Below are 13,520 nucleotides of genomic sequence, written 5' to 3'. Positions count from 1 at the left end.
TGGAAACCCACAACACCGATTTTTCCCCGAATCAGCTTAAACCAAGTACCGGGAGCACCGCGCCATGCACGGCCTTGGCCTGGGGCGAGGCGAGGAACACGATCACCGCCGCCAAATCGGCCAGGGCCACCCACTTGGCCGGATCGGCGCCCGGCATGGCGGCCCGGTTGGCCGGCGTGTCCAGGATGCTGGGCGCCACCGCGTTCACGTTCACGCCCCGCCCGCGCAATTCCTGGGCCATGGTCTCGGTCAGCCGCGCCACAGCGTCCTTGGAGGCGATGTAGGCGCCCATGCCGGCCTTGCCGCTGGCGGCCGACGCCGCCGCCACGTTGACGATGGCGCCCCGGCCCGCCGCGAGCATGCCCGGCGCCACGGCGGCGCTGGCGTTGACCAGGGTGGCCACGTTCAGGTCCATCATGCGGCGCCACAGGGCGCCGTCGTCCTCGTGCACGGCCGGCCCCATGTCGAAGCCGCCGGCGATATTGCACAGCGCCGCGGCCGGGCCGTCGGCGGCCAGCGCCGCGGCGATCGCCGCGCGCGATTTGGCCGCGTCGACCAGGTCGACGGCCAGGGTGCGTACCCGCCCGTCCCCGCCGTAGGCCGCCCGCAGCGGTTCCTCGCCGATGTCGAGCGCCAGCACCCGGGCGCCCCTCTCCAGGAAAGCCGCGCACACCGCCTTGCCCAGGGCGCCGGCGGCACCCGTCACTACTACCAGATCCGTATTCATTTCACTTGCTCCATGGTGGTCACGGCTTGCATGATACCGCCCCGCTAGCCGTCGCTGCGCAGCGCCGCGATGGGATCGAGCGCCGCCGCCTGGCGCGCCGGGAACACGCCGAACGCCAGCCCGACGCCCACGCACAGCGACACCGCCGCGATCATGGCCGGCGCCGACCACGCGACCGACCATCCGGCCAGCGCCGCGATGGTGTAGGCGGCGACGGCCCCCAGCAGCATCCCGCAGGCCGCGCCGCTGACGGCGATCACCAGCGCCTCGGCCAGGAACTGCTCGATCACGTCGCGCCGCCGCGCGCCCAGCGCGCGCTTCAGGCCCACCTCGCGGCGCCGTTCGAGCACGTTGGCCAGCATGATGTTCATGATGCCGATGCCGCCCACCAGCAGCGACACCGCCGCGATCGAGCTCATGACGATGGTGAAGATGCGCTGGGTCTGCTGGTTCTGGCGGTACAGGCCGAGCGGCACGATCAGGTTGGTGTCGTCGGCGCCGGCGTGGCGCTGGGCGATCAGCGCCTGCAGCACGCGCGCGGCGGCGTCCGGCGCGGCGCCCGGATGCAGGCGCACGCTGACGCCGTCCACCTCGTCCTCGATCAACTTGAAATTGAAGCGCGCGCGCCCGGTCTCCCAGGGCACGAACAGGCGCTCGTCGTCCAGCCCCAGCTTGACGCCCTCGAATTCGGCCTTGCCCAGGCTGCGGTCGGCCAGCACGCCGACCACCTCCAGCCACACATGGTTCAATTTCACGCGCTGGCCGAGCGGGCTGGCGTCGCCGAACAGCTTGTCCGCCAGCCGCGCGCCCAGCACGCACACCGGCGCCAGCGTGGCGCCGTCGTCGGGCGCGAACCAGCGCCCGGCGGCCATGCGCAGGCCGCTGTGCTCCGCCATTTCCGGCGAGACCGCGAACGCGCGCGCGGGCTGCACCGTGTCGCCGACGGCCAACTGGTCGACCTTGATCTCCTTGCGCATCGCCACCGAGCGCGCGCCCGGCACCACCGACAGCGCGGCGGCGGCGTCGGCCGCCGACAGGCCGAGCGAACGGGCGCGGATCTCCTTGAGCTGCTCCGGCTCCATGCCCTTGCTCTCGACCAGCACATTGTCCAGCCCCAGTTCGGCCACCAGGCGCAGGGCCTCGCGCTTGCTGCCCTCGCCCACGGCCAGCATGGCGACGATGGCGGCCACGCCGAACACCATGCCCAGCAGGGTCAGGCCGGTGCGCAGCTTGCGCCGCTTCAGTTCCACCACGGCCTCGCGTATCAGCGCCATGTTCATGATTTTTCCTTCGCCGCCCCGGGCAACAGCACGATGCGGGCGCCCGCCGCCGGGCCCGATTTGAGTTCGCTGCGCACCGGCCCGCGCAGGCCCAGCTCCACCGCGTGCCGCACCTGCCTGCCGCCCTCCTCGGTGTAGACCGCGTAGCCGGCCCCTTCCTGCACCAGCGCGATATTGGGCACGGTCAGCGCCGCCGGCCGCGCCACCAGGCTGACCTGGCCGCGCAGGGCCTGGCCCGGCTGCAGCTTCAGCCGCCGCGCCACGTCCGGCGGCACCGCCGCGTCGAACTCGCTGTATTTGACCGGAGACTCGCCCGACCTGGCGCTGGCGCTGTTGCCGAGCGCCGTCACCGACAACTCGATCTCGGTGCCGGTGCCGGCCAGGCGCACGCGCACCGGCAGGCCGGTCTTCAAGCCGTAGGCCTGCCCCTCCGGCACGCTGAAATGGGCGTTCAGGCGTTCCATGTCGGGCAGCGAGCCGAATGGCTGCCCGGCGGTCTGGTTGGAACCGATCTGCGGCTTGCTGCCGTCCCAGCCGGCCGCCAGCAGGAACACGCCGTCGTGCGGCGCCGTCAGCTCCAGCGAGGCCAGGCTGCGGCGCTTCTCGTCGGCGTTCTGGCTGACGCTGTCGCGCTGGGAGCGCAGCAGCGCCTCCTGGGCGCCGCTGCGCGCCTGCGCCTGGTCTTTTTTCCAGTCCAGGTAGGCCCGTTTGTCGCTGAGGAAGCCGACGTCGGCCAGCGCGTCGAGGGTGAAGTTGCGGGCGAAGATGCTCAGGTCGATATTCGCGTAGCGCCGGCTCATGCCCAGGTCGGCGTCCACCTTGGCGCCGTCGGCGGCCAGCGCGCGCTGCTCGGCTTGCGCGCCGGCTTCGATCTCCAGTTCGGCCAAGGTCTTGCGCAGCAATTCGGTTTCCGCCTGCGACAGCTCCATGCGCGCCTGGGGCGCGTCGAAACGGGCCACCACCTGGCCCTTTTGCACGAAGCCGCCGTCCGGCACCATCTCGACCAGCCTGCGCGTCTGCCAGCCGCTGCCCGGCACCGCCAGCGGCGTGTCGGCGGCGGCCTTGATCTCGCCGTCCACGGCCAGCGTCTCGTTCCAGGCGCGGCTGGCGAGGACTTCGCTGGCGCCGTCGCGCGCGGCGACGTCCTGGCCGCAGGCCGACAGCAGCGCCGGCAACGCCAGCGCGATCAACGACGGCGCCAGCGTCCGGGCCACGCCCTTGTGGGGGAAGGTCTTCATTTGGCTTTCTCCGATTTCTCCAGGGCGGGCGTCAGCAGCACCTGCACCGCCGCTCCCGGCTTCAGTCCCTGCGGCGGGCTGTCGAATTCCAGCTCGACGTCGCGCACCATCAGCGACTGCACGGTCGACTTGCCATGGAAGGCGCGTCCCAGCGCCGTCACCCGGGCCGCGTAGGCCTGGTTGGCGCCGGACACGGTGACGCGCGCGGCCTGCCCCACCCGCACGCCATGCACCTGCGCCTCCGGCGCCGCGGCGCTGACGTACAGGCGTTCCGGGTCGGCCAGCGTGGCCACCGACAGCCCCATCCAGATCTGGCTGCCGGGGGCGAACTTCTCGCCGGTGAAGCTGGTGCGGTACAGCACCCGGCCGGCGCGCGGCGCCACCACGTCCAGCGCGGCGCGGCCCTTGGCCAGTTCCGCGATCGACTGCCGCAGCTTGGCCACCTCGGACTCCATGCCCGCCATCTCGGCCCGGCGCGCGCGCTCCTGCGCCTTGCGCTGTTCGATCGCCAGCTTGGCCAGTTCGGCGTTCAGGGCGCGCTCGATGACCAGCTTGTCGTACTCGGTGCGTTGTATCAGCTCGGGCGGCAGGTTGGCCTTGCGCGCGGACTTCTCCGCGTTGCTCTGCGCCTCGGAGACGGCCAGGTCGCCGGCGCGGGCCGCCTCGGCGTGGTCGAGCTTGAGCTTTTCCAGCGCGCGCTGCTTTTCGTTCAGCGTGCCTTGCTGCTCCATCAGCCGGTTGGTGACCTCGGCCGATTCGAACAGCGCCACCGACTGGCCGGCGGCCACCAGCGCGCCTTCCGGCGCCATGCGCGCCAGCTTGTACTGCCAGATGTAGGGGATGGTCGGCGGCGCGATCGCCAGCGGCTGGCGCGAGGCGATCTCGCCCTCGATCGCCAGCTCCGCGCCGGTGGCCTTGCTCGCCCCGGCCTGGGGCTTGACCTTGGCCTTGGCGTCGGCCTTGGCTACGGCGCTGGCGTTGGCCACGGCTTGGGCCTTGACCACGGCGGCGGCGCCGGCCCGGCCCGGCGCGCTGGCGGCGGTAGCGCTACCCTCGCCGGCCAGAGGCTCGGCGAACACGCTCATGCCGGGCACCAGCGCCAGGCCATGCCCCTCCGGCAGCGCGACGCTGACGCGGAAATAGCGTCCCCGCCCCCAGCTGGCGCGCGCCTCTGGCGCGCTGGTGATCCGCACGATGCGGCCCACCACCGCGGCGCCGGGCAAGGCGTCGAAACGCAGGTTCACGCCCTGCCCTTCGGACAGGAAGCGCCGGTCCGCCTCCAGCGCCCACACCACCACGGCCATGGGGCCCGAGCCCAGCACGCGGCCGGCGGCGTTGCCCGGCCAGGCGGTCGAGCCTTCCTCGAAGCGCTCGTTGCGCCATGGGCTGTAGTCGTGCACCACCACGCCGTCGTGCGCGGCCCGCACCTCGGACTGCCCCAGTTGCGTGATCTGGTAGGCGATATTGATCTGCAGCTTCTTGGCCTCCAGTTCGCCGTCTTGTCGCCGCCGCGCGACCGCGTCGCGCGCGTTGGCGTAGGCCGCCTGGCGCACTTCGAGGTCGCGCTGCGCGCGGTCCAGCTCGTTTTGGTTGCGATCGTAATTGAGGGCCGCGATCTGGGTCTTGGGCAGCACCGCGTCCACCTTCGCCTTCGCCAGCGCGGCGCGCGCGGTGGCCAGCGCCTTCTCGGCGTCGATCGCGGTCGCCTCCAGTTTGGCCGCTTCGCGTTCGGCGCGCGAACGGGCCTGCTCCAGTTCGAGCTTGAGGCGGTCCACATTGGCCGCGCCGCCGGTTTCGATGCGCAGCACCACGTCGCCGGCCTTCACGCTGGTGCCCTCGGCCACGAAGTTGCGCAACACGATGGGCGAGGATTGCGAGGGCGGCACGAAGATGGTCTGCGAATCGATGGCGTCGACCTGTCCCGTCAGCAGCACGGGGCGCGGCGCGGCGGCCGGATGGCTGGACGCGGCCACCGCCGGCGCGGGCATGGCCTGCGCGAGCAGCGCGGCGGCAAGGATGGCCGGGACGGCGGCGACGGCGGGGCGCGAGGCCGGGAGCGCGGGCCGAAGCAAGGCCGAGAACCCGGCGGCGAAGTGGCGCGCGCTCATTGCGCGCCCTCGACCACGCGGCCGTCGCGCAGGTGGATGGTGCGCTGGGCGCCGGCGGCGATGGCCGGATCGTGCGTCACCAGCACCAGGGTCTGGCCGGCGGCGTGCAATTCGCGCAGCAGCTCCAGCACGTCGGCCGCGCTTTTCGAATCGAGGTTGCCGGTGGGTTCATCGGCCAGCAGCAGCGCCGGCCGATTGAGCAAGGCGCGCGCGATGGCGGCCCGCTGCAACTGGCCGCCGGACAGCTCGCCCGGCAGGTGGCCCACGCGGGCGCCCAGGCCGATGCGTTCCAGCAGGGCGCGGGCGCGCGCCTCGGCGCCGGGGTCCTGGACGCGGGCGTAGCGCAGCGGCAGCAGCACGTTCTCCAGCACCGTGAGGCGCGGCAGCAGATGGAAGGATTGGAACACGAAGCCGATGCGGCGGTTGCGCAGGTCGGAGGCGGCGTCGTCATCGAGCTCGCCCACCTGGTCCTGGCCGAGGCGGTAGCTGCCGTGGTCCGGGCGGTCCAGGGCGCCAAGCACGTTGAGCAGCGTCGATTTGCCGGAGCCGGACGGCCCCATGATGGCGACGAATTCGCCTTGGGCGACATGCAGATCGATGCCGTCCAGCGCATGGATCTGGTTGCCGCCCTGGCGGTAGGTTTTACGGACTTGACGGAGTTCGATCATGCGGCGCCATTAACGAATTGCTATCGGGTCCGCAGTATCCCGTCCGTCCCGGGCTTTGTCAATTAGCAATGCTTTCGGATGGGCGAGGGATGGTCGAATTAGCCGCGCTCCCCGCCTTGCGGCGCCTGCGCCACCAAGCCCCAGCCCAGTTGCCGGCGTATTTCCGGTATCGACGGCGGCGGGCAATGCTGCGATTTGCGTGATTGCATGTAGAGCCGGATTTGCTCCTTCGTCGGTTGTTTCTGCTGTCCCATCTCTTCCACTCCTGATCTTTAACGGTACGTGTCTTAGGTACGTTTTCCAGGCCGCTTTTAAGATCGTTACCGAGATCAAGCCGCCGAAGACCATCTTATGAGTTTATCGATAATGAATCCAATTCATAATTTGATATATGCGATATCAATTTGGATATCTAGTCCCGCACCCGCCCACCGGGCGCCAGGTCGTCCTCCATGTAGGCGCGCACGATGGCGTCGAAATCGGCGTCCGCCTCGAAGCCCAGTTCCAGGGCGCGGGACGCGTCCCAGGCGGCCGGCCAGCCGCGCACGATGCGCTCGACCGCCGGATCGGGCTCGTAGCGGATGCGCGCCACCGCCGCCCGGCCGGCCGCCCGTTCCAGCGCCGCCACCATGTCGCCGACGCTGACCGACAGCCCCGGCAGGTTGACGGCGCGGTTGGCGCCCAGCGTCTCCGCCGCCAGTTCGTGGCCGGCGATCAGCGCCTCGGTCGCGCGCCGCGGCGACAGCAGCCATAGGCGCAGGTCGGGCGACACCGGGCAGACCGCCGCCACGCCGTTCAGCGGCTCTCGGATGATGCCGCTGGCGAAGGAGGACGCGGCCTTGTTCGGCAGGCCGGGGCGCACGCTGATGGTGGGCAGCCGCAGCACGCGGCCGTCGACCATGCCGCGCCGGGTGTAGTCGTTGAGCAGCAGCTCGGCGATGGCCTTTTGCGCGCCGTAGGACGATTGCGGGTTGCGCGCCGTGCTGTCCAGCACCAGGTCCGGCAGCTCGCCGCCGTAGACGGCGACGGAACTGGTGAACACCACGCGCGGACGGTGGCCCAGTTCGCGGCAGATCTCCAGCAGCAGGCGCGAGGCGTCCAGGTTGATGCGCATGCCCAGTTCGAAGTCCGCCTCGGCCTGGCTGCTGACGATGGCGGCCAGGTGGAACACCGCGCTGGTGTCGCGGTCCAGGATGCCGCGCATCAGCGCGCCGTCCGCGATGTCGCCGGTGACGACGCGCACACGCGTGTCGTCCGGGCCCGGCGCGGGGACCACGTCCACCAGTACCAGTTCCGTGATGGCCCGCGGCCGGCCCGCGCCGTCGTTCAAACGGCCCCGCGCCAGCAACTGGCGCGCCAGGCGCTGGCCGAGGAAGCCGGCGCCGCCGGTGATCAGTACTTTCATGCTTGCTCTCCTTTTGATCATTGAAAACCAACGGCAGATGCAGGGGACAGACCCCGGAGGGTCTGTCCCCTGGTTTTGCCTCTGTTTTTAAGCCATGGCCCGGCCCAGCCAACCCAATCCATCCTCGGTCCGGCCACGCGGCCGGTACTCGCAACCCACCCAGCCGTCATAGCCCAATTCATCGAGCAATCGGAACAGATACGGATAATTGACCTCCCCGTCGTCCGGCTCGTTCCGGCTCGGCACACTGGCGATCTGCACATGGCCGATGCCGGCGAGGTTGCGCCTGAACGTCTCCGCCAGGTCGCCCTCCATGATCTGCGCGTGATAGAAATCCATCTGCACATACACATTCGGCTCGCCCGCCTCGCGCCGCAGCGCGTGCGCCTGCGCCTGGGTGGACAGGAAATAGCCCGGCATGTCGCGGCTGTTGATCGGCTCGATCAGCAGGTCGATGCCGTGCCGCGCGACCTCCCGCGCCGCGTGCCGCAGATTGCCCAGGTAGACCTCGCGATGCGCGCGCGGGTCCGCGCCGGACGGCAGCAGGCCGGCCATCATGTGCAGGCGCCTGGTCCCCAGCGCCAGCGCGTATTCGATGGCGAGCGCCACGCCGGCGCGGAACTCGTCCTCGCGGCCCGGCAGCGAGGCCAAGCCGCGCTCGCCCGCCGCCCAATCCCCCGGCGGCAGGTTGAACAGCGCGTTCTCCAGGCCGTTGTCGCGCAGCCAGGCGGCCACCTCGTGCGGCGCATGGTCGTAGGGGAACAGGAACTCCACGGCCTTGAAGCCCGCCGCGGCCGCGGCGGCGAAGCGCTCGGGGAACGGCGCCTCGTTGAACATCATGGTCAGGTTGGCGGCGAATTTGGGCATGCTTACTCCAGTGTCAGATGTCGAGCGCGAAGGCCGACTTGAGTTCATCGATCTGCCGCGCGTCCAGCGGACGCACCGGCACGTTGCGCAGCAACAGGAACAGCTTGGCGGTTTCCTCCAGCTCCTCGGCCGCGTACACGGCCGCCTCCAGGCTGGCGCCGGACACCACCGGCCCGTGGTTGGCCAGCAGCACCGCCGAATGCCGGCGCGACAGCTCGCCGATGGCGCCGGCCAGCGCGGGGTCGCCTGGACGGTGGTAAGGCAGCAGCGGCAGCCGCCCTATCTTCATCACGAAATACGGGGTCAGGGGCGGCAGGCAGTCCGAGTGATCCAGGCCGCACATGCAGGACACCGCCGCCGCGTGGGTGGCGTGCAAGTGCACGATGGCTCCGGCGCCGGCGCGCTCCTGGTACATAGCGCGGTGGATGAAGGCCTCCTTCGACGGCCGCGGGCCGCTGACCAGGCGCCCTTCCCAGTCCAGCTTGGACAGCCGCGCCGGGTCCAGCCGGCCCAGGCTGGCGTTGGTCGGTGTCAGCAGCCAGCCGTCGTCCAGGCGCACGCTCAGGTTGCCGCTGCTGCCGGCGCTCAGGCCCCGGTCAAACAGCGAGCGGCCGAATTCGGCGATCAGCTCGCGCTGGCGGCTCTCCTCCGGATCGCAGTGGATGGCCGCGCTCATGACAAGCGGCTCCAGGCTTTGAGAAAGAAGTCGTCACTGCCGAAGTTGCCGGACTTGAGCGCCAGCGCCAGCGGGGCCGCCGCCGTGTCGTCGTCCCCGGCGCCCCGCAGCGCCGTGGTCCAGGGCACGCCGGGATCGATTTCCGGGCCGATGCGCAGGCCGCCGACGCCCAGCGCCCGCACCACGGCGCCCGAGGTCTCGCCGCCGGCCACGATCATCCGGCCGACGCCCAGGGCCACCAGGCCGCGCGCGATGGCGGCCAGCGCGTCCTCCACCATGCCGCCGGCCTGCTCCACGCCGAGCTGCGCCTGCACCGCCTTCACCGTTTCCGGCGTGGCCGTGGCGTAGACCAGCACCGGGCCTTGCGCCAGGTTCGCGGCCGCCCATGCCAGCGCCTCGGCCGCAACGTCGTCGCCGCGCGCCAGTCGCAGGGGATCGACATGGAAGGACGGCGCTTGGCAGCGCATGATGGCGACCTGCCGCTGCGTGGCGGACGAGCAGCTGCCCGAGATCACGGCGCGCAGGCCGCCGGTGGCGGGCAGCGCGGCGGCCGCGTCGCACCCGGTCAGCAGGCCCTGGCGGCGGAAGTTCTGCGCCAGGCCCAGCGCGATGCCGGAACCGCCGGTCACCAGCGGCATGCCGTCGCAGGCCGCGCCGATGGCCATCAGGTCCTTGTCCGACACCGCGTCCACGATGGCGTAGCGGCAGCCCTGCTCGCGCAAGGCGGCGAAGCGCTCGGCCAGCACCACGCCGCCCTGCTCGACCGAGGCGTGGGCGGCCAGGCCGACCTTGCCACCCGCCTGCCGCTGCAGCACGCGCACCAGGTTGGCGTCCGTCATCGGCGTCAGCGGGTGGTGGCGCATGCCGGATTCGTTCAGCGGCTCGCCGCTTACGAACAGGTAGCCCTGGTAGATGGTGCGGCCATTGGCCGGGAACGCGGGACAGGCGATGGTGAAGCCCACGTCCAGCGCCCGCATCAGCGCGTCCGTGACTGGACCGATGTTGCCGCGCGGTGTGGAGTCGAAGGTGGAGCAGTATTTGAAGTAGAACTGCCGGCAACCGGCCTGCTGAAGCCAGCGCAGCGCGGCCAGCGACTCGGCCACCGCGTCCTCCACGGGACTGGTGCGCGACTTCAGCGCGATCACCACCGCGTCCACGCCGACTGGCGGCGGGCCGTCCGGCACGCCGATCAGCTGCACGGTGCGCATGCCGGACTTGACCAGCATGCCGGCCAGGTCGGTGCCGCCGGTGAAATCGTCGGCGATGCATCCAAGTATCGGTCCCATGATCAACCCTTCCGCGCGGGCAGCGTGATGCCGGGGAAGATCTTCACCACGGCCGAATCGTCCTCGCCGCCATGGCCGGCGGCCGAGGCCTGCATGAACATCTGGTGCGCCGCAGCCGAAAGCGGCAGCGGGAACACGCTCTTCTTCGCGTAATCGAGCACGATGCCCAGGTCCTTGACGAAGATGTTCACCGCCGACAGCGGCGTGTAGTCGCCCTTGAGGATGTGGGGCACGCGGTTCTGGAACATCCACGAGCTGCCGGCGCTGTTGGAGATCACCTCGTACAGCGCGTCGGGGTCGCAGCCCGCGCGCAGGCCCAGCGCCATCGCCTCGGCCGCCGCCGCGATATGCACGCCGGCCAAGAGCTGGTTGATCATCTTGACCTTGGAGCCCTGCCCCGGCTTGTCGCCCAGGCGGTACAGGCGCGCGCTGATGGCATCGAACAGGCGCGCGCAGGGCGCGAAGGCGGCCGGATCGCCGGAGGCCATCACCGACATTTCGCCCGACGCCGCCTTGGCCGCGCCGCCGGAGATGGGCGCGTCGATCATGCGCAGGCCCATGGCCGCCAGGCGCGCGCCCAGCGCCTCGGCGAATTCGGGCGACACGGTGGCGCAGCAGATCACGGTGGCGCCGGGCGCCAGCTTGGCCGCCGCGCCGTTCTCGCCGAACAGCACCTGCTCGGTTTGCTGCGCGTTGACCACCACGATCAGCAGGGCTTCCACCCCGCCGGCCAGTTCCGCCGGCGAGGACGCCGCCGTGGCGCCTTCGGCCGCCAGTTTCGCGACCGTCTCGGGCCGCACGTCGCACACATGCACGTCGAAGCCGGCGCGCAGCAGCGACCGCGCCACGCCCATACCCATCGCGCCCAGGCCGACGACGCCGACACGGCTGATTTCTTGAATGCTCATTGTTGTTACTCCTGCTGGAAAATGAAGGGATTCAGCGGTTCACCAGGCGGGCCGGCACGCGCAGCACGATCACCGCGCCGGCCACCAGCACCCCGGCCAGCACGTACAGGCCGACGTTGGTGGACTGCGTCATGTCCTTGATCGCGCCGATCAGGAAGGGGCTGGCGAAACCGGCCAGGTTGCCCACCGAGTTGATGGCGGCGATGCCGGCGGCGGCGGCCACGCCGTTCAGGAAGGCCGTCGGCAGGCTCCAGAACAGCGGCGCGGAGGACAGCACGCCGGCCGCGGCGATGGCCAGGAACACGATGGCGACGCCGGTGTTGGTGGTGCCGGCCAGCGCGCTGCCCACCAGGCCCACGGCGCCCAGCAGCATGGGCGTGGCCAGGTGCCAGCGGCGCTCGCGGCGCTGGTCCGAGCTGCGGCCCAGCAGCAGCATGGCCGCCACCGCCGCCGCGTAGGGGATCGCGGTGAACATGCCGATATTGAGCACGCCGGTGATGCCGGCCGTCTTGATCAGCGTGGGCATCCAGAAGGTCAGGCCGTACTGGCCCATCACGCAGCAGAAATAGATCAGCGCCATCAGCCACACGCGGCCATCCGAGAACACGGCGCGCAGCGAGGGGTGGGCGGTCTTGCCGTGGGCGTCCTGCGCGATGCGCTCCTCCAGGATGCGCTTTTCGCCCTCGTTCAGCCACTTCGCGGCGCGGATGCCGTCGTCCAGGTACAGCAGCACGGCAACGCCCATGACGACGGCGGGCACCGCCTCCAGCACGAACATCCACTGCCAGCCCGCCATGCCCTGCACGCCGGCGAAGGCCTCCATGATCCAGCCCGACAGGGGGCCGCCGATCAGGCCGGCGATCGGAATGGCCGTCATGAAGGTGCACACGATGCGGGCGCGCCGCTCGGCCGGATACCAGTAGGTCAGGTACAGGATGATGCCGGGGAAGAAGCCCGCCTCGGCTATCCCGAGCAGGAAGCGCAGCACGTAAAAGGTGGTGGGGGAATTGACGAACATGAAGGCGCCGGAGATCAGCGCCCAGGTGATCATGATGCGGGCGATCCAGCGGCGCGCGCCCACGCGGTGCAGGATGACGTTGCTGGGCACCTCGAACAGGAAATAGCCGAAGAAGAACACGCCGGCGCCCAGGCCGTACACGGTTTCGCTGAACTTCAGGTCGTTCAGCATTTGCAGCTTGGCGAAGCCGACGTTGACGCGGTCCAGGTAGGCCACCACGTAGCACAGCATGAGGAAAGGCACGATGCGCCAGGTCACCTTGCGGTAGACCGACGCTTCCAGTGACGTGGACGACGAGGCCGGACTTGCCAGCCCGGCCGTGGTGGTGCCGGTGATTGCCATGATTTGTCTCCTTGATGGTTTGATCGGAAAGATCCGCTTGCTGTTCTTGTTCACCGCGCCCGTCGCAAGCTGTATGCGAGATGTATAGTTGTACTTTATCTGTCTAGTCCGACCGTGTCAAGCTGTCTATTTGTATAATCGCGGCTATGAACCAGACGATGACGCTCCCCTCCCCGGACACCGAACACGAGCATGGCGGCTTCGCCGCCGGCACGCTGGGCTCGCGCGTGGCCGCCAAGCTGCTGCAAAAGATCCGCGACGACGGCCTGGCGCCGGGCACCCGCCTGCCTTCCGAGCAGGCCATGGCGCAGCACTTCGGCGTCAGCCGCACGGTGGTGCGGGAGGCGATTTCCCTGCTCAAGGACCAGGGCCTGCTGAGCACCCGCAAGGGCAGCGGCGCCTTCATTTGCAAGGCGCCGGGCGAGGCGGACGGCATGGACGACGAGTTGACCGAGCAATCGGTGCAGTCGCTATTGAATTTGATCGAGGTGCGGCGCGGGCTGGAATCGGAAACGGCGGCGCTGGCGGCGGTGCGCCGCACGCCGGGGCAACTGGCGGAGATCGAACACGCCCTGCGGCGCATCGAGGAGGCGGTGGCCGCCGGCGGCAGCGGCGTGGAGGAGGACGTGCGCTTCCACCTCAGCATCGCCGAGGCCACCGGCAATCCCTACTGGGTGAAGTTCGTGGCCATGTTCGCGCAGCCGATACGCTCGGCGGTGAAGGTCACGCGCGCCAACGAGGCGCGGCGCACGGACTTTTCCAGCCAGGTCAGGCAGGAGCACGAGAAGATCGTCAGCGCGATCGCGGCCGGCGACCCGGCGCAGGCCCGCCTCGCCGCCGCCGAGCACATGGCCCAGGCGGCGGCGCGGGTACGGCAGGCCGACCGCGAATTCTGGCGCGGCGACGGCGGCAGTCTGGTGCGGGACACGGCGATGGGTGTCGATGGGTTGTGACGCGTGGCCGTCGCCAACATCTTGGCTGACCGGAGTTCACGTTC

At 70.3% G+C, this 13,520-nt stretch carries 13 protein-coding genes; 1 reads left to right on the top strand and 12 read right to left on the bottom strand.

Going from position 1 to position 13,520, the window contains the following annotated elements; genetic code table 11:
* Positions 1-31 precede the first annotated feature (31 nt).
* The 12 genes from BM436_RS07270 to BM436_RS07220 form a co-directional block, all read right to left on the bottom strand.
* A complete protein-coding gene (locus BM436_RS07270; RefSeq protein ID WP_093554847.1) occupies positions 32-727 on the bottom strand; it encodes an SDR family NAD(P)-dependent oxidoreductase in 696 nt (231 codons plus the stop codon).
* 44 nt (positions 728-771) lie between these two features.
* Complete coding sequence (locus tag BM436_RS07265; RefSeq protein ID WP_093554846.1) at positions 772-2,007, bottom strand: ABC transporter permease; 1,236 nt, start codon at positions 2,005-2,007, stop codon at positions 772-774.
* Positions 2,004-3,245 (bottom strand): efflux RND transporter periplasmic adaptor subunit, encoded by a 1,242-nt coding sequence (locus tag BM436_RS07260; protein ID WP_093554845.1) that lies wholly within the window; start codon positions 3,243-3,245, stop codon positions 2,004-2,006. The genes BM436_RS07265 and BM436_RS07260 overlap by 4 nt, the downstream gene beginning before the upstream one ends.
* On the bottom strand, positions 3,242-5,353 hold the full coding sequence (locus BM436_RS07255) for an HlyD family secretion protein (protein WP_093554844.1): 2,112 nt from the start codon (positions 5,351-5,353) through the stop codon (positions 3,242-3,244). The genes BM436_RS07260 and BM436_RS07255 overlap by 4 nt, the downstream gene beginning before the upstream one ends.
* Positions 5,350-6,021: an ABC transporter ATP-binding protein gene (locus BM436_RS07250; RefSeq protein WP_093554843.1), complete on the bottom strand. Its 672-nt coding sequence runs from the start codon at positions 6,019-6,021 to the stop codon at positions 5,350-5,352. The genes BM436_RS07255 and BM436_RS07250 overlap by 4 nt, the downstream gene beginning before the upstream one ends.
* A 98-nt stretch (positions 6,022-6,119) precedes the next feature.
* Positions 6,120-6,275 (bottom strand): hypothetical protein, encoded by a 156-nt coding sequence (locus tag BM436_RS36975; RefSeq protein WP_177307037.1) that lies wholly within the window; start codon positions 6,273-6,275, stop codon positions 6,120-6,122.
* 158 nt (positions 6,276-6,433) lie between these two features.
* Complete coding sequence (gene denD / locus BM436_RS07245) at positions 6,434-7,426, bottom strand: D-erythronate dehydrogenase (RefSeq protein WP_093554842.1); 993 nt, start codon at positions 7,424-7,426, stop codon at positions 6,434-6,436.
* Positions 7,427-7,513: 87 nt separating this feature from the next.
* Positions 7,514-8,293: a 2-oxo-tetronate isomerase gene (gene otnI, locus BM436_RS07240; protein ID WP_093554841.1), complete on the bottom strand. Its 780-nt coding sequence runs from the start codon at positions 8,291-8,293 to the stop codon at positions 7,514-7,516.
* A 13-nt stretch (positions 8,294-8,306) separates the two neighbouring features.
* Positions 8,307-8,969: a 3-oxo-tetronate 4-phosphate decarboxylase gene (gene otnC / locus BM436_RS07235; RefSeq protein ID WP_093554840.1), complete on the bottom strand. Its 663-nt coding sequence runs from the start codon at positions 8,967-8,969 to the stop codon at positions 8,307-8,309.
* The gene (gene otnK, locus BM436_RS07230) at positions 8,966-10,255 is read right to left on the bottom strand and encodes a 3-oxo-tetronate kinase (RefSeq protein ID WP_093554839.1); all 1,290 of its coding nucleotides are present in this window, start codon (positions 10,253-10,255) and stop codon (positions 8,966-8,968) included. The genes otnC and otnK overlap by 4 nt, the downstream gene beginning before the upstream one ends.
* Before the next feature lie 2 nt (positions 10,256-10,257).
* Positions 10,258-11,163, bottom strand: a complete 906-nt coding sequence (gene ltnD / locus BM436_RS07225) for an L-threonate dehydrogenase (protein ID WP_371859626.1) — start codon at positions 11,161-11,163, stop codon at positions 10,258-10,260.
* 31 nt (positions 11,164-11,194) lie between these two features.
* Positions 11,195-12,523, bottom strand: coding sequence for an MFS transporter (locus BM436_RS07220; protein WP_093554838.1), 1,329 nt, complete (start codon positions 12,521-12,523; stop codon positions 11,195-11,197).
* A gap of 158 nt (positions 12,524-12,681) precedes the next feature.
* Between BM436_RS07220 and BM436_RS07215 the strand changes: the two genes are divergently transcribed.
* The gene (locus BM436_RS07215) at positions 12,682-13,476 is read left to right on the top strand and encodes a FadR/GntR family transcriptional regulator (protein ID WP_229489530.1); all 795 of its coding nucleotides are present in this window, start codon (positions 12,682-12,684) and stop codon (positions 13,474-13,476) included.
* Positions 13,477-13,520: the final 44 nt, after the last annotated feature.

It is taken from the genome of Pseudoduganella namucuonensis (assembly GCF_900116645.1).
GTDB classification, from domain to species: domain Bacteria; phylum Pseudomonadota; class Gammaproteobacteria; order Burkholderiales; family Burkholderiaceae_D; genus Rugamonas; species Rugamonas namucuonensis.
This window is presented reverse-complemented; position numbering and strand designations above follow the sequence as displayed.

Bases quoted from the DNA above. Each gene is read 5' to 3' on its own strand.
- BM436_RS07255 (WP_093554844.1), bottom strand. From the start codon at position 5,353: ATGAGCGCGCGCCACTTCGCCGCCGGGTTCTCGGCCTTGCTTCGGCCC.
- BM436_RS07270 (WP_093554847.1), bottom strand. From the start codon at position 727: ATGAATACGGATCTGGTAGTAGTGACGGGTGCCGCCGGCGCCCTGGGC.
- BM436_RS07260 (WP_093554845.1), bottom strand. From the start codon at position 3,245: ATGAAGACCTTCCCCCACAAGGGCGTGGCCCGGACGCTGGCGCCGTCG.
- otnI (WP_093554841.1), bottom strand. From the start codon at position 8,293: ATGCCCAAATTCGCCGCCAACCTGACCATGATGTTCAACGAGGCGCCG.
- otnC (WP_093554840.1), bottom strand. From the start codon at position 8,969: ATGAGCGCGGCCATCCACTGCGATCCGGAGGAGAGCCGCCAGCGCGAG.
- otnK (WP_093554839.1), bottom strand. From the start codon at position 10,255: ATGGGACCGATACTTGGATGCATCGCCGACGATTTCACCGGCGGCACC.
- BM436_RS07250 (WP_093554843.1), bottom strand. From the start codon at position 6,021: ATGATCGAACTCCGTCAAGTCCGTAAAACCTACCGCCAGGGCGGCAAC.
- denD (WP_093554842.1), bottom strand. From the start codon at position 7,426: ATGAAAGTACTGATCACCGGCGGCGCCGGCTTCCTCGGCCAGCGCCTG.
- BM436_RS07220 (WP_093554838.1), bottom strand. From the start codon at position 12,523: ATGGCAATCACCGGCACCACCACGGCCGGGCTGGCAAGTCCGGCCTCG.
- BM436_RS36975 (WP_177307037.1), bottom strand. From the start codon at position 6,275: ATGGGACAGCAGAAACAACCGACGAAGGAGCAAATCCGGCTCTACATG.
- ltnD (WP_371859626.1), bottom strand. From the start codon at position 11,163: ATGAGCATTCAAGAAATCAGCCGTGTCGGCGTCGTCGGCCTGGGCGCG.
- BM436_RS07265 (WP_093554846.1), bottom strand. From the start codon at position 2,007: ATGAACATGGCGCTGATACGCGAGGCCGTGGTGGAACTGAAGCGGCGC.
- BM436_RS07215 (WP_229489530.1), top strand. From the start codon at position 12,682: ATGACGCTCCCCTCCCCGGACACCGAACACGAGCATGGCGGCTTCGCC.